The organism is Epilithonimonas sp. KH_059 (assembly GCF_057838485.1).
Genome location: NZ_CM174468.1, coordinates 2256377 through 2271840, shown reverse-complemented (window position 1 = coordinate 2271840; position 15464 = coordinate 2256377). Strand labels below are relative to the sequence as shown.

Here is a 15464-nt window from a genome sequence, read left to right as displayed (position 1 = left end):
AATTGGTATGAAGGAGTTAAAAAAGTCCGTGAAGCTCTGCCTCAATGCGTTCAAGAATAAAGCCAAAATCTTGAGGCCTTTCTACAAAATCCAGATCGTCCACTTCAATTACAAGTAATTTTCCTTCCTTGTAATTCTCAATCCAACTTTCGTATTTTTGGTTCAACTTAGAGAGGTATTCAATGCTAATGGTTGCCTCGTATTCCCTTCCTCGTTTGTAGATCTTTTTCACCAAATTTGGAACATCACTCTTTAGGTAAATTAAAAGATCAGGTGCCTGCACAAAAGATTTCATCAAAGTAAAAACAGAAAGATAGTTGTCATAGTCTCTTTGGGAAAGGAGACTCATGTCATACAAATTCTCTGCAAATATGTGAGCATCCTCATAAATCGTTCGGTCTTGGATAATGTTTTTTCCACTTTCACGAATTTCTTTGACTTGTCGGAAACGACTGCCCAAAAAATAAATCTGAAGTGCAAAACTCCATTGGCTCATGTCGGCATAAAAGTCCTCTAAATAAGGATTGTGATCCACGTCCTCAAATTGGGCTTCCCAGCCATAATGTTTCGCGAGCATTGTCGTGAGCGTGGTTTTTCCAGCGCCAATGTTTCCTGTAATTGCGATGTGCATGTGTAAAAAATCTCTTAAGTTGATCTATGAGTATGGCCCAAAAAGCAGGGACATTTAAAGCGCGTAAAGATAAATCTCTTTCTCTTTGATTTCAAAATTATGACTCTATAATTTATCCACAATCCGGAGCATTTCTACCTTTAGGGACTGCTAATTATTTTATTTGAACTTCGTAAATCGTAGGCCAATTTTTACCTGTTACCAGCATGTTTTCTCCTTTGAATGCGATCCCATTTAACACATCGTCATTGCCCGTCGTATGTTTTTTAGCAAGCTGCGTGAAATCGAATTTCCCCACAACTTCTCCTGTTTTAGGATCAATCTTTAAAACGATTGGGTTTTGCCATACGTTCGCATAAATGTAGCCCTCGTGATACTCGAGCTCATTTAATTGATCGTAAGCCTGGGTGTTTCCTGCCACGGAAATATACCGTTCTAACTGAGAGGGATCCTTTACAGAAAGGAAATAAAGATTCTTGGTCCCGTCTGAGGCAATGAGACTTTTCCCATCGTAGGTAAGCCCCCATCCTTCTCCAATCACATTGGGGTAAGGAAATTCAGAGAGAAGCTCCAAGCTTGACTTGTTATACACAAATCCTTTTTTATTCTGCCAAGTCAACTGGTAGATCTTATCCCCTACGATCGTGGCTCCTTCCGAAAACACTTCTTGAGGTTGATGAATGGATTTCTGCACCTGCGTGGAACCCAAAGTATATTTTATAAGTTGAGAGAGCCCATGTTGCCCGTCACTTTCGTAAATAGTTTCTCCTTCCAATTGAAAGCCTTGCGTGAAGTTTGCCGTATCGTGAGGATACTCTTTCACTATTTCATAGGAAATATTAGCCTCAGGCTTTGCAGCAAAAACATTAATGGTCGCATCTTGGCTTAAAACTTCCCCGCTTGAGGTTGTAATTAAAAAGGTGACGGCATTATCCCCTAAGGAAAAGTAATTGGGATCAATGATAAGACTTGAGGTCTCCTTGTCTCCAAAACTGATTTTTATTTCTTTCGCATCCTTCAGCACGCTCTGCGGAAGCTCAAGAGAATCCCCAAAATGAAACCCCTGCGATTGACGCTCAATGGTATAGCTGTTTAAATCATTTAAAACTTCTTTTTCTTTACTACAAGATACTAATACGCCTAAACCTATCAGAGCAATATATAAACTACGTTTCATTTCTTTTTTTTTCAAATTTACTTCTTTCAGGCCTATGCCTGGATCGAATTTGTGAAATTACTGAAATATCATGGCTCAGACAAAAAGGGATTCCCCTTTTTTTGGCTTCCCAAAAAAAACCTTTCTGAAAACCTGATTTTCAATTTTCTAAATAGCTTTTCAAAGAATCCTTAACGATGCTTTTCCATCCGAATGAAAAATTTTCGAAGGAAAACCCCTCACCCAATAATTTAAAATGATCTAGATGCTCATGCCTAAGGACTAAGCGAGTTTGATCTCCCCTAGGTTCTAACTCCCAATTCACGAGTGTAGTTTCATTCGAAATTTCGGGATAAGACCAAGTATACGAAAGCTTTTTATAGGGTTGAATTTCTACGATTTCTCCAGCGTGAAGAAATTTCTTTTCATCCCCGGGTTCATAAAAATGAAATTTATGATGTAGCTTTAATTCAAAACTAGGGATCTCAAAATACCATTTTTGAAGTTCACTTGCATCGCTTATTGCACTCCAAACCTTTTCTAAGGGCTGATTAAAGATTTGCACTACAGTAATTGTATCGTTCATCCTACTTTTTTCGTGGGGTTTAAAAATATACAATATAGAGAGAACAAATCAAAAACCTGAGAAAAATGGGTTAATTTTGCAGACTTAATCCACTAATTGTGCATCCACTACTAAAAGTTCTGTTCGTAATCCTTATTCTCACCTTACTTATTGCAATCGTAGGGTATTTCATTCTAAGGAGTCCTTCCTTTGGAAAAGCCCCCTCCGGAGAACGCTTAGTTCGAATTCAAAACTCTCCGCATTACCGAGGAAATCAGTTTGATAATTTACTAGATACACCGGCTATGGCACCTGGGGCCACTATGGTAGGCGCGATGTACAAAATGCTATTTAAGAAAAGTCCTCAGATACAACCTAAGAATCCGTTTGAATTTACAAAAACAGACCTCTTTTCCATTCCCCTTTCTGAAAACACGATGGTATGGATGGGACACTCTTCTTATTACCTGCAACTAGATGGAAAACGTATTTTAGTCGATCCTGTTTTTACGGGCCATGCAAGTCCTTTCTCATTCAGTGTAAAAGCATTTAAAGGAAGTGATCTCTATGAGACGAAAGACATCCCCCCTTTAGATTACCTAATTATTACGCATGACCACTGGGATCATTTAGATTACAAAACGGTTAAAGCCCTTTTCAACCAGACACAAAAAGTCATTACCGGACTTGGAACGGGAGAACATTTAGAGTTTTGGGGACTAGAGTCTAGCAAACTTGTTGAACTAGATTGGTACGAATCCCATGAATTAACAAGAGGATACACTGTCTATTCAGAGCCGGCAAGGCACTTCTCAGGAAGAGGACTCAAACGAAATCAAACGTTATGGAGCAGTTTCTTGCTTCAATTCCCGACCCAAAAGGTTTTCATTGGAGGAGACAGCGGGTACGGAGATCATTTCAAAGAAATTGGAAAACGACACGACTCCATTGATTTGGCCATTTTAGAAAATGGGCAGTACAATGAGGATTGGCGATACATTCATTTTCTACCCGGAGAAAATTTAAAAGCAATGGAAGACTTAAAGGCGAAAACCCTGGTTCCAGTCCATTACGGAAAGTTTGCTTTGGCACTCCACGCATGGAACGAACCCATTAGCAAGATGATGGCACTTCGAAAGCCCGATCAAGCGATCTTAACGCCCAAAATAGGTGAGCGCATCGATTGGAGCCAAAACGAAATTCAGCCTAACCCTTGGTGGCAAAACCTACCCTAGCCCTTTTCGTCTAAGGTGCTTCCTTTATTCGGGCTTGGAAAGCGGACCGTTCAGGCAACTTGCAATACCGAATGACCGAGCAGAACTTCAATAAAGCCTTTGCGACGGCAGCCGATCTAGTCATTGCAGAGGTTGAGCACTTGGTCGAAGAAGGCGAACTTTCACCCGAAATTATTCATACGCCTGGTTGCTACATAGACTATCTTGTTCAGGCGCATACCACCCTTGAAGAACTTGGAAGTTCCGCCGTGAGTCAAAGTGCCAAATCCGTCTCTCTGAGAAGACTCAGCATGGCACAAAGAGCACTTAAAGAACTAAGGAAAGGAGAAGTAATCAATTTAGGCATTGGAATACCTACCCTAGTGGCCGATTTAATTACTCCTGAGCACCAAATAACTCTGCATACCGAAAACTAAATGCTTGGAGTGGGTCCTTCACCAAAGGAGGGTGGAGCTATGGACTATCCGGTGAATGCAGGAAAATTACCGGTCTCGGCATTGCCTGGGACTTCTTATTTTGACAGTGCAGAATCCTTCGCAATGATTCGAGGCGGACATATTGATGTGGCCATCATGGGCGGACTTCAAGTCGACGAAAAGGCAAACCTAGCCAATTGGGCCGTACCGGGTGAGCCTTTGTTAGGAGTAGGTGGAGTCATGGATCTTGCATCGGGAGCAAAGAAGCTAATTATTACCATGATGCATACAGAACGAAACGGCGACCCAAAAATTGTACCCGCTTGCGATCTACCCATCACGACAAGATCCGCGGTGGATATGATTATCACGGACCTAGCTGTATTTCAATATATTGATTCAAAGCTAACGCTCATTGAGATCATGCCTGGAATCACAATTGAGGAAGTTCGGGAAAAAACCTCCGCCCAGTTTGTAGAAAAGTTAAACTAAGCATTTAATGGAAAGTCTTATTTTTTCCAAAACGGAAGAAATATCCTTCGTTTACGTGGTTGGAAATTGATACTTTTGTAAGCAAAGCGATAGTTCATGAGAGTCCTGACAGGAGTGCGCAATTTTTTGTTTTCCTCGATATCCATTTACATTTATAGGTGCGTTCTTGGATTCACCCTTGGATATTATCTAATGGAACTGGTTCCCGAGTTTGACTTGTTTTGGGCCCTACTCTCCATTATGCTCGTGATTTCACCCGAAGGAAAAGACGCTCCTCGGTTAACCACAGACCGAGTTAAAGCCAATTTAGTGGGTGCTTTGTCGGGATTTGTAGTGGTATTTTTGCCCTTTGAGCTCTTTTGGAAAACGCTGATTGGAATTGTGGTGGCGGCTCTTTTGTCCAACGCATTCAAACTTTCAAGTGTCTCTCGAACGGCCATTGTTGCCGTGATTATTATCGTTTTGGAAAAACCAGACGAAGGGTATATCGCTTCTATTGAACGATTCTTATCGGTCGCAGGGGGCTGTCTTATTGGACTCTTTGTCGTGGTAAGCACAGGATACTTAATCCGATACCTTCATAAATTAATTTTAAAAGTAGAATTTAGACACCGCGACGACCCTCATTAATTCGATGTAAGTTGCCCGTCTTAAAAACAGTATAAAATGAAAGAAAACGCATACATTGTAAACGGAACTCGTTCCGCTATTGGAAGTTTTAGAGGAACACTCTCAGGAGTGAGAACCGACGACTTATTAGCGGATGTCCTAAAGGGACTGTTAAAGAAGTCCCCAAATCTACCCCTAGACAAAATTGATGATGTCATTATTGGCTGCGCAAACCAAGCCGGCGAAGACAATCGTAACATAGCAAGAATGTCTCTCCTTCTAGCGGGGCTTCCCGTCTCCGTTCCTGGAGAAACGGTCAATAGGCTATGCGCTTCAGGAATGAGCGCAATCGTACAAGCCTCTCGAGCCATTAAATCAGGCGAAGGAGACCTTTTCATCGCAGGAGGTGTAGAGGGTATGACACGTGGACCTTATGTGCTATCTAAATCCGCTGCCCCTTTTGGAAGTGACCAAAAAATCTACGATAGTAGTTTTGGTTGGCGTTTTGTAAACCCGAAAATGAAGGAACTTTACGGAACGGATGCAATGGGAAACACAGCTGAAAACTTAGCTGAAAAATACGAGATTACCCGAGAAGAACAAGATCAGTTCGCACTCTTTTCACAGAAGAAAGCGAAAGCAGCAATGGAAAGCGGAAGGCTAGGCGAAGAGATTACCCCTATCGAAATTCCTCAACGAAAAGCAGATCCTATTCAATTCGATCAAGATGAATTTGTCAAACCCAATTCTTCGATGAAAGGACTCTCCAAATTGAGAGCTGCCTTTGTAAAAGAGAACGGTACCGTTACGGCTGGAAATTCTTCTGGACTGAACGATGGGGCCGCTACCGTATTAATCGCCTCCGAAAGTGCTTTAAAAGAATACAACCTTACTCCCATGGCGAGAATAGTGACTTCTGGGGTCACAGGGACCGAGCCAAGAATCATGGGGATTGGACCTGTGGAAGCGACCAAATTAGCGCTGAAACGAGCAGGGCTTACCCTAGAGGACATGGACATCATTGAACTAAACGAAGCCTTTGCAGCGCAAAGTATTGCTTGTTTAAAAGAACTAGGATTAGAGCCAGATGACCCAAGAGTCAATCCAAACGGAGGAGCCATCGCTCTTGGCCACCCACTAGGAATGAGTGGCACTCGAATCACCTATTCGGCCGCTTTAGAACTTGTGAAAACCAAGAAACGCTATGCGCTTGCAACCATGTGTATTGGCGTAGGACAAGGCTATGCAGTCATTTTAGAGAATGCTTCTTTTAGCAAATCTAACTCATAAAACCGGCCTAATAATAGCACGATAACCTATAAAGTAAAAGAGCCTTTTCCTGTGCGGAAAGGGCTCTTTTACTTTGTTTATAATTTCGGGCATTCTGCTTCTAAAACCCTAATAATTTTAATTTTAACTGCACTGCGAAATTTCCTTTGAATCCTGGGGTTTGGTAATGACCCACTCGATAAAAGAACCCTAAATTGAAATAAGAACTCAAGAAATTGTTCCATTCGAGACCCACTTCTTGGTAAAGTTTATTTAATGGATGGAAGTCTAGGTCATGGTTTTGCGGAGATTTCATGTCCCCAATAATTCCTTTGTAAAGCACATCAATACTAGAGGTATTCTGACCTATGCTCTTAAAATACCAAGGCAGTCGATGGGTTAAGTAATATCCAACAAAACGATCGTTAAAATATCGACCTCCAGGCATCGTGGCAAATCCAAGGTAGGAAGTGAGCGTGAAACTCGTGGCTAGCTTCTCACCCGAGAGTCCATTCATCTGGAACTGATTCCATATGGGCGTATCTCCAAAGACTTTCCCCATGTACGCTCGGGTACCCGTCACACCCCATGGATTTTTAAATTGGTGCGTAAAGAGAAGTTCAATTTTCTTGAATTCTGTCTCTCCACCGAGTAGAGAAAGACCCTGCTCATAGTGCAAATAGATTTCTGGAAAATCGGTATGGTACGTAAATTTGCCACCCGGCGTCATCATCGATTTAGATCCCGGTGCATACTTTAAGGTGGCTAGAAAACTAAACTCATCAAATTCATCTCCCAGGGATTTAAAATTGTAGGGGAAAAGTGCCTTGTTACGCTCTCTCTTGGCCCCTATTTTCATCGTAAGATCAGGTAGTAAATCGTATTCCCAACTTAGCTTCCCCCCTTGGGTTGAAAAATACTTCTCGTTGCTAATGTTCACGCCCGAATTCATCAGTTGCATCTTGAAGCTCCAAAGCTCTTCATTGAAAAGCCCACTGGCCTTTACATCCGAATAGTACTCCGCTCTTAACTTCGAATGGCGAGAAAGGCTGGGAAGATAATCGAGAGCCAATCCGTATTTCCATTTTCGATCCCTAAATCCATACCCCACATAGACCTCTGGAGACCAATGCGGACTAAAGTGCTCGTTTAGTTTCGCTCCTACACCCAAGCGGAGTCCCTCGTACTTCGAATACCGAGCGAAATGCTCCGCGAGCAGATCTACTTTTCCTACGCGCAACTTTCCACTTGTAAGGGTTGAGAAAAATCCTGCTGCTTGATTCCAATTGTGCTTTTGACCTAAACTGTCGATTTTGAGGTAGGTTTGAGTCTCTCGTGAACTTAAGGGCCGAGTTCGGTACTCCGATAGATGGGTTCCATCCGAGTTTTTCACTTCAAACTCATACCCCTTAAAATCTTCTTTTTCAAACTGAGCATTGGGCTGCCAATCAAAATAGTCTACATTCAGAAGGGCATAATATCCAAACCCAGGTGCTTCTTGCAGCGAAACAGAGTCTTTCAATAAATTGATTTCGCCGATTTTAATCTCAATGTCTTCTCGCTCTAGGAACCATTTACCCCCAAGGAGTATCCAAGAACTTTCTAGCGTGCGTTTTGAACCTGAACTGCTTTCTCTTTCTATACGTTTCACCCCGTAACTCTGTGAATCTATAAGGATCCTTCCATTGTATTTTGGGGAGCTCGTCACTTTGCTTTTTCGAATTTCTCGAAAGCTAATCTCATACGTCTCACGACCTTCGTAGAAGAGGGTATCGGTCAGAAAAAACCGATAAAGATTCTTGTTTTTACTCTGAATTACTTTGGGAATGATGGAGCGATCACTTCGAACCGCTAAAAGACGGTACAAAGGTTCACTTAGTCCTGAAATCCGATTGTCTAGCACGAGAGTTTTCTCCCCTAGTGTCTTGGAATGTCGGTACTCTAAGGCTCTCTCCCACAAAAAGCCTTTGCTATCCCTTGCAACCTGCTGCATTTCTTCCGCATTCCAAGGGGATTTCTTCTTTTTGTCTTTTGCCTTAAGTTCCGCTTCTAAGGAAATCGTATCACGCTTTGCATCAAGTACCTCTTGATACAAACTAAGCGAATCTTTGTCTAAATCAAGCGATACTTTCTCATAAGAGCGGTAGAGAAACGACACTAAACTGTAGGGGGAATTTTGTTTATAGTTTTTACGAACTTTATCAAGAAGTTCGAGCGCTTTGGAATCGCTTTGGTCTTTAATGACTACACTTTCAATCCTGCTTTCTTTTACGGGGTCCGTAGAGAGTTGAACGTGCATTTGCTTTTTTACCTGTAGAATTTGATCCTCGTACCCTTCGACTTGCACTCGAATTTCAGGACAGGAAGTTTGAAATTCAAGCCCATGACTAAGTTTCTTTGAGTCTAGTTTTTTTCCCTCACACCAAAGAATTACTTGGGATAAATCTACGTTCGCATCCTTTGCAAAGTGCAATTGAGATTGAGAAAAGGCCCCTGAACTTACCAAAAGACCCAGGAAAAAGAGAAGTCGACTCATCGTTTGTGTATTTGAGAGGAATGAAATTAAACAAATTCTAAACATGCCTAGCACTCCATGGAAAAAAAAGACGAAAAAAGCATCGTAACGATGCTAATTTCTTCTTATGTGGTTTCTATTTCGTCTTTTGTTAAAGGCTTAAGGCTTTTTGATATGCATTTTCAATGCCCTCAAGGTTTTTACCTCCTGCCGTGGCAAAACCTACATTTCCACCGCCGCCGCCTTGAATTTCTTTGGCGAGATCCTTCACAATTTGTCCTGCATTGAATTTATCCTCAAGATCAGAAGAAACACCGACCGTAATTAGGGGTTTATTTCCATGATCAGAAATAATGACCGTCAAGGACTGAGGCACTTGTTTCTTTAATTCAAAAACTAAATCTTTTATGCTAGAGGCATCAAGTGAGGTTTTTTTCACGAGTGTATTTCTTCCCTCTTTTGCTTCATACTGATTCTTCCATTCTTCTGTCTGTGCGACCGCTTGGCTTTTCTTACTAATTTCTAACTCCGCTTTTAGCTGTTGGTTTTCTTCCAGCAATTTTTCAATGGATTTGCGAAGATCTTTTGATTTTAAAAGACCTCCTAAAGAAGTAAGGGTCGATTCTAAATCTTTATAATAGTTCATGGCTGCCTGGCCAGAAATGGCCTCGATCCTTCTGATTCCAGCCGCGGTTGAGCTTTCCGATACAATTTTAAAAAGACCAATTTCACCGGTGGAACGTACATGGGTTCCTCCACACAGTTCTTTTGAACTGTCAAACTGAATCATACGAACTTGATCGCCATATTTTTCCCCGAACAGAGCCATAGCTCCTTTCTCCACGGCTTCTGCCATAGGGATTTCTCGGTATTCTTTTAGGGAAATGTTTTTCTGAATTTTGCGCTTTACTTTCTCTTCCACTTCTTGCAATTCTTCTGCAGTGAGTTTCGAGAAATGCGAAAAATCAAATCGCAAATACTCAGGACCCACGAACGAACCTTTTTGTTCCACGTGCGTACCCAGTACTTCACGAAGCGCTTCATGCAATAAATGCGTTGCCGAGTGATTTGCTTCGGTACTTTTTCTTCTTGCTCCCTCGACTCGCGCATAGAAAACTGCGCCGACATCCTTTGGAAGTTCGCTTATTAAAGAGACAATTAAATTGTTTTCTTTTTTGGTATCTAATACTTCAAGCACCTCAGGGTTGTTCTCCACGTTGTATAATTCGGGTGCAGAAAGGTCGAAGTGCGGTGCATAACTTGGAATTAAAATTCCATGGTCCCCTACTTGCCCTCCTCCTTCGGGATAGAATGGCGATTGATCCAAAACAATTTGGAAAAACTCTCCGTCTTTGTTTTCAACCTTGCGGTAACGTGTAATGGAACACTTGGTCTCAAGCACGTCGTATCCTACAAATTTCTCACTCTTTTCCTCTAAAACGACCCAGTCATAGACTTTACCTGCAGAGTCCTTTTTGCTTCTTTGCTTTTGTTTTTGCATCTCCGCGTCAAACCCCTCTTCATCCACTGACAAATGACGTTCTTGTGCAATGATTCGAGAGAGATCCACAGGGAATCCATAGGTATCGTAAAGTTCAAACACTCGGTCTCCAGGAAGCGTGGTATCCCCGTTGGCGATGGTTTCTTTTATGGTATGATCAAGACGAAGTAGCCCTGTTTCAATGGTTTTCAAAAAGGAAATCTCTTCTTCTTTGATTACTTCTGTGATTAGTTTTTTCTCTTTGCGAAGCTCTTTGAAATAATCGCCCATTTGGCCATCTAATACTTCAACAAGTTCATACAAAAAGGCTCTGTTCATCCCTAGGAATCGGTAAGAATAAGAGATTGCGCGTCGCAAAATGCGTCGAATCACATACCCTGCTCCTGTATTGGAAGGCAGCTGCCCATCTGCAATCGCAAAGGCAACCGCACGAATGTGATCCACCACCACGCGAATGGCAATGTCTTTGGAGTTCTCTAAAATCCCTGTATAGGTTTCTCCTGATAAAGATTCTACTTTCTCAATTAGGGGAGTAAAAACATCGGTATCGTAATTGGAGGATTTCTTTTGAAGAGCCATACAAAGCCTTTCAAATCCCATTCCCGTATCTACATGTCGATTCGGTAGCTTCTCTAGGCTCCCGTCCGCTTTGCGGTTGAATTCCATGAAGACTAAATTCCAAATCTCAACCACTTGTGGATGATCTTGGTTTACAAGTTCTGAGCCTTTTACAAGTTCTTTTTCTTCCTCACTTCGCAAATCCACGTGAATTTCGGAGCAAGGACCGCAAGGGCCGCTCTCTCCCATTTCCCAGAAATTATCTTTTTTATTTCCTTCCACGATTCGATCTGCTGAGACGTGATTTAACCACAAATCGTATGCCTCTTGATCACGCTCCAAATTTTCTTTTAAATCTCCTTGAAACACACTTACATACAAATCCTCTTTCGGGATTTTATAAACCTCCGTTAGTAGTTCCCATGCCCAGTCTATTGCCTGCTTTTTGAAATAATCGCCAAAAGACCAATTTCCTAGCATCTCAAACATCGTGTGGTGGTACGTATCGCGGCCGACATCGTCCAAATCATTGTGTTTCCCAGAAACTCTCAAACACTTTTGCGTATCTGCAATTCGCGGCGCTTTCGGGGATTTATACCCAAGAAAATAATCTTTAAACTGAGTCATTCCTGAATTGGAAAACATAAGTGTAGGATCGTCTTTTAAGACAATAGGAGCCGAAGGTACAATTAGGTGTTCTTTGCTTTTAAAAAACTCTAAAAATTGTGCACGTATCTTTTGTGAGGTCATATCGAATTGATTTATTTGTATGCAAAATCGCTACATGATTCTTGCAAGTTGGCAAATTTAAGGAATTTGTACAAATGTTCTGCTAAGGCGCAGGTTTCGGGGGCACATTTTTTGAGCTTTCTTTTGCAGGGTCGAAAAACGACCCCTTCCTTAAGCTTTAGTCTTAAAAATTAATTATATTTAGCCTATGAAAATTACCGATTTAGCGCTTGAACTTGGCGTCTCTACCTATAGCATCAAACAATTTATTGACGATTTCGATTTGGATTTGCAAGAATGCCTTTATCCCAATTTAGAAGTGAAAGATGATTTTTTAAAATTTGCTAGGGAAAACAAGGCCTTTTTGATTCGATATGAAAAAGACTTAGTGGAAGAAAAAACCTCTAAACAAATTGCAAAGCAGATTAACCAACCCTTAGAGGAGGTAGAAACTATTATCAAAAAACAAAAGCCCAATTTATTTGAAAACGGCGTTTATAAATCCTCAGTCTCTAGCTACGGCATTGACCATGCATTAGGCGGAAACTATAAGTTTGTTTACGATTACTTCGGAAAGAAAACTCCCCTCGCTCAACGTGATTTCATAGGATACCGCGATTTGTATTTTCACATTACGGAAATGCTCCACCCCTTCATTGACCCCCAACAAACGAAAGATTGGGGAATTTACAAACCGGCCGGCATCATTCTCTACGGTCCTAAGGGGAGTGGAAAGATTTTCTGGGCACGAAAAATGGCAGAAATCATCGACTATGAGTTTAAAGCCGTGAAAAACGCCTATTTAGGAACCTCTTTCATCAATGGCGAGAAGACGGATTTCACCGATTTTTTGACCACTATGATGAAGGAATCGAAGGTACTTCTTTTCATGGAAAACTTTGACTCCATCGCAAGGGAACGCTCTAGCGAGCACGACCAACATTCCAGTACTGAGGAAGTAAAAGATATCATTTTGCATTCGATTCATCAGTTTGTAAATGAAAAGCTACTCATGGTCGTCGCAGCAGATACACTCTCTGGGATGGATAGTGAGGTCTTTGCACCGGGACGATTTGATGTACGGATCCCTGTGTTCCCGCCCAACCAAGACGAACGCGCTCAAATGATTATGCGATACCTCACCATGAACCTAGAGAAAGATGCTCTACTTCTTCAAATCCTTAAGTTCAACAAAGCCGATCAGAAACCCTTCTGGACTCCAGTGGCAGAAAAAATGAAACTTTTCAGCAATACGATGGTGATTGATTTTACACAAAGTTTTAAAAAACGTCTGCGTACCCAGTATTTAAAGCTCAAAACTCCTCATTTCAAAATCGATGCGAAATTGCTGCAACATAGTCTAGCAGAAGCGACAGGCAAACTCACCGAGGAATACTTAAACTCTGTACAGGATTTCATCTACGAAGTGAGCGCAAGTGATTACGATGTCTTTTCGCGTCGAATCGAAGCCCTTAAAATAGAATTAAACTCTTATAAAGTACAAGAACTCCCTCGTCGTCAGATTGGATTTGCTCACAACGAATCCCTCGATCCTACCGAGGATATGAACCTTGGGGAATAAGACCGCTTTCAAAAATAGTCAGACTCTGCCCCAATCCTGCTTGTAAGGTTTGAGGAGGTTTTTTTAGGTGCCTATTGCAAAGTTCCAATCCTTTTGCGGGCCCCATTAGAGTAAAATAATATTTCTCTTTTCTAAAAAGTCAAAATCCTATCTTTGCAAAAATCAAATGTGTGATAAGTTCTGATCAATTAAAAGATATACAATCCCGAATCGAGTCTCTGTACCAATTTCTTCATATTGAGAAAAAATCAATTGAAATTCAAAACGAAGAAGAAAAAACGACGGCTCCTGATTTTTGGAACGAACCAAAAGAAGCTGAACTTTTTCTAAAGCAACTTCGAACGAAGAAAAAATGGGTTGAGGCCTATAATGAAATCCAAAGCACGTTTGAAGATTTACAAGTACTCGTTGAATTTGCAAAAGAAGACCCCGAAAGCGAAGCCGAATTGCAATTGCAATTCCCTTTGCTAGTGGAGAAGGTAGAAGATCTTGAATTTAAAAATATGCTTTCGCAAGAAGGGGATGAACTCTCGTGCGTACTTCAAATCACGGCTGGAGCCGGCGGAACCGAAAGTTGCGATTGGGCCTCTATGCTTATGCGGATGTATCTAATGTGGGCACAGAACCAGGGTTACAAAGTTCGAGAACTCAACTTTCAAGAAGGCGATGTGGCAGGAGTGAAGACCGTGACCTTAGAAATCGAGGGGGATTACGCCTTTGGATACTTAAAAGGCGAGAACGGAGTACACAGGCTGGTTCGTATCTCACCCTTTGATTCGAATGCAAAGCGCCATACAAGTTTTGTCTCGGTCTATGTCTATCCTCTGGTAGATGACACCATTGACATCCAAATCAATCCTGCTGATATTTCTTTCGAAACCATGCGCTCCTCAGGTGCTGGGGGACAAAACGTAAACAAAGTGGAAACGGCTGTGAGACTTCGTCACGCACCTACCGGAATCATTATTGAAAATTCAGAAAGCCGCTCTCAACTTCAAAACAAGGAGAAAGCCATGCAACTTCTAAAATCGAGACTCTACGAAATGGAACTCGAAGAACGAATGCGGGCCAGAAATGAAATTGAAGCCGGAAAGATGAAAATAGAATGGGGAAGTCAAATTCGGAATTATGTCATGCATCCTTACAAACTCGTTAAGGACGTACGAAGTAGTCACGAAACCTCTGATGTCGACGGCGTGATGAATGGAGATTTAACGCCCTTCTTAAAAGCCTTCTTAATGGCCGATGGAAGCGGCCATCAGGACGACAACGAGTTAGGACTTTAAACCGTAAGGCGAAAACCCAGTCCCTCCCGCAAAAAAAGTAGAGCCAGAAAAAATTTCACATTGGACTCTGTTAAATAATCATAATAATTTCTCATTCGGTTTTTTTTCAATTATTTTTGTAGCTAGAGATAATATGAATGGAGCATTTCGAAAGTTGGAAGGATTTACTGAATCCAGAGTTTTACATTAAGATTGGAGGATTTTGGCTTATCATATTTATAATCTTTGCGGAAACAGGCCTTTTTGTAGGCTTTTTCCTTCCAGGTGATAGTCTACTTTTCATTTCTGGAATTTACTCGGTCGAAATCATACAAACCACGTTTGGAAGTACCCAAAGTGGATTTCTGGACACGACCATCCTAGCTTTTTGCATTGCCCTCTCTGCCATCGTTGGAAACGAGGTTGGATATTGGTTTGGTCGTAAAACCGGCCCTGCACTCTACAAAAGAGAAGATAGCTTCTTTTTCAAAAAGAAATACCTATTTCAAGCGCACGATTTTTTCGAAAAGCACGGAAGCGTCGCGATTATTCTCGCTCGATTCCTTCCTATCGTACGGACTTTCGTTCCCATCGTAGCCGGTATCGTAAAAATGGACAAAAAAAGATTTCTTCTTGACAATATTATTGGAGGAGTCCTTTGGTCGTTTATCCTCGTTTTTGCAGGTCATTACCTTGACCAGTTATTTATACATGAATTTGGAATTGACTTAAAAGAACACTTGGGACTCATCGTTCTTCTTCTTGTCGTGTTCACTACGATCCCAGTCATTTTAAAAATTCTTTTCGGAAAAGCCAGCGACCGCTCCTAGGGAATAATCTATCACACCCTGGTTTCTTTCGTTGCAAAGCTTGAAATAGGTGTCTGCTTCGAAATTTCCTAGTCACACCTCCCTTTCTTGAATGATTAATTTCTATCTTTG

General features: G+C 41.5%; 13 protein-coding genes. 8 read left to right on the top strand and 5 right to left on the bottom strand.

Going from position 1 to position 15464, the window contains the following annotated elements:
- Positions 1-16: 16 nt before the first annotated feature.
- From AC3IRX_RS10725 to AC3IRX_RS10715, 3 genes are all read right to left on the bottom strand, one after another.
- Positions 17-631 (bottom strand): deoxynucleoside kinase, encoded by a 615-nt coding sequence (locus AC3IRX_RS10725; protein WP_459084322.1) that lies wholly within the window; start codon positions 629-631, stop codon positions 17-19.
- A gap of 154 nt (positions 632-785) precedes the next feature.
- Positions 786-1808, bottom strand: a complete 1023-nt coding sequence (locus AC3IRX_RS10720; RefSeq protein ID WP_459084323.1) for a glutaminyl-peptide cyclotransferase — start codon at positions 1806-1808, stop codon at positions 786-788.
- A 139-nt stretch (positions 1809-1947) separates the two neighbouring features.
- A complete protein-coding gene (locus AC3IRX_RS10715; protein WP_489210318.1) occupies positions 1948-2373 on the bottom strand; it encodes an SRPBCC family protein in 426 nt (141 codons plus the stop codon).
- 98 nt (positions 2374-2471) lie between these two features.
- On the opposite strand from AC3IRX_RS10715, the gene AC3IRX_RS10710 reads away from it, so the two are divergent.
- The 5 genes from AC3IRX_RS10710 (at position 2472) to AC3IRX_RS10690 (ending at position 6394) form a co-directional block, all read left to right on the top strand.
- Positions 2472-3587, top strand: a complete 1116-nt coding sequence (locus AC3IRX_RS10710) for an MBL fold metallo-hydrolase (protein ID WP_489210316.1) — start codon at positions 2472-2474, stop codon at positions 3585-3587.
- A 26-nt stretch (positions 3588-3613) separates the two neighbouring features.
- On the top strand, positions 3614-4003 hold the full coding sequence (locus tag AC3IRX_RS10705) for a CoA-transferase (RefSeq protein WP_489211488.1): 390 nt from the start codon (positions 3614-3616) through the stop codon (positions 4001-4003).
- 9 nt (positions 4004-4012) lie between these two features.
- Positions 4013-4495, top strand: a complete 483-nt coding sequence (locus tag AC3IRX_RS10700; RefSeq protein ID WP_489210314.1) for a CoA-transferase — start codon at positions 4013-4015, stop codon at positions 4493-4495.
- Positions 4496-4591: 96 nt separating this feature from the next.
- On the top strand, positions 4592-5125 hold the full coding sequence (locus tag AC3IRX_RS10695; protein ID WP_459084327.1) for an FUSC family protein: 534 nt from the start codon (positions 4592-4594) through the stop codon (positions 5123-5125).
- 36 nt (positions 5126-5161) lie between these two features.
- Positions 5162-6394, top strand: a complete 1233-nt coding sequence (locus AC3IRX_RS10690) for an acetyl-CoA C-acyltransferase (RefSeq protein WP_489210312.1) — start codon at positions 5162-5164, stop codon at positions 6392-6394.
- A 100-nt stretch (positions 6395-6494) separates the two neighbouring features.
- Here AC3IRX_RS10690 and AC3IRX_RS10685 read toward each other — a convergent pair whose 3' ends face one another.
- Positions 6495-8909 (bottom strand): hypothetical protein, encoded by a 2415-nt coding sequence (locus tag AC3IRX_RS10685; RefSeq protein ID WP_489210310.1) that lies wholly within the window; start codon positions 8907-8909, stop codon positions 6495-6497.
- 130 nt (positions 8910-9039) lie between these two features.
- Positions 9040-11697: an alanine--tRNA ligase gene (alaS, locus tag AC3IRX_RS10680; RefSeq protein ID WP_489210308.1), complete on the bottom strand. Its 2658-nt coding sequence runs from the start codon at positions 11695-11697 to the stop codon at positions 9040-9042.
- 187 nt (positions 11698-11884) lie between these two features.
- Here alaS and AC3IRX_RS10675 point away from each other — a divergent pair, with 187 nt between their 5' ends.
- From AC3IRX_RS10675 to AC3IRX_RS10665, 3 genes are all read left to right on the top strand, one after another.
- Positions 11885-13258, top strand: coding sequence for an AAA family ATPase (locus AC3IRX_RS10675; RefSeq protein ID WP_489210306.1), 1374 nt, complete (start codon positions 11885-11887; stop codon positions 13256-13258).
- A gap of 170 nt (positions 13259-13428) precedes the next feature.
- Complete coding sequence (prfB, locus tag AC3IRX_RS10670) at positions 13429-14544, top strand: peptide chain release factor 2 (protein ID WP_459084333.1); 1116 nt, start codon at positions 13429-13431, stop codon at positions 14542-14544.
- A gap of 137 nt (positions 14545-14681) precedes the next feature.
- Entirely contained in the window at positions 14682-15353 is a 672-nt protein-coding gene (locus AC3IRX_RS10665) for a DedA family protein (protein ID WP_459084334.1), read from the top strand.
- Positions 15354-15464: the final 111 nt, after the last annotated feature.

Bases quoted from the DNA above. Each gene is read 5' to 3' on its own strand.
- AC3IRX_RS10720 (WP_459084323.1), bottom strand. From the start codon at position 1,808: ATGAAACGTAGTTTATATATTGCTCTGATAGGTTTAGGCGTATTAGTA.
- AC3IRX_RS10665 (WP_459084334.1), top strand. From the start codon at position 14,682: ATGGAGCATTTCGAAAGTTGGAAGGATTTACTGAATCCAGAGTTTTAC.
- AC3IRX_RS10675 (WP_489210306.1), top strand. From the start codon at position 11,885: ATGAAAATTACCGATTTAGCGCTTGAACTTGGCGTCTCTACCTATAGC.
- AC3IRX_RS10725 (WP_459084322.1), bottom strand. From the start codon at position 631: ATGCACATCGCAATTACAGGAAACATTGGCGCTGGAAAAACCACGCTC.
- AC3IRX_RS10695 (WP_459084327.1), top strand. From the start codon at position 4,592: ATGAGAGTCCTGACAGGAGTGCGCAATTTTTTGTTTTCCTCGATATCC.
- AC3IRX_RS10690 (WP_489210312.1), top strand. From the start codon at position 5,162: ATGAAAGAAAACGCATACATTGTAAACGGAACTCGTTCCGCTATTGGA.
- AC3IRX_RS10715 (WP_489210318.1), bottom strand. From the start codon at position 2,373: ATGAACGATACAATTACTGTAGTGCAAATCTTTAATCAGCCCTTAGAA.
- alaS (WP_489210308.1), bottom strand. From the start codon at position 11,697: ATGACCTCACAAAAGATACGTGCACAATTTTTAGAGTTTTTTAAAAGC.
- AC3IRX_RS10685 (WP_489210310.1), bottom strand. From the start codon at position 8,909: ATGAGTCGACTTCTCTTTTTCCTGGGTCTTTTGGTAAGTTCAGGGGCC.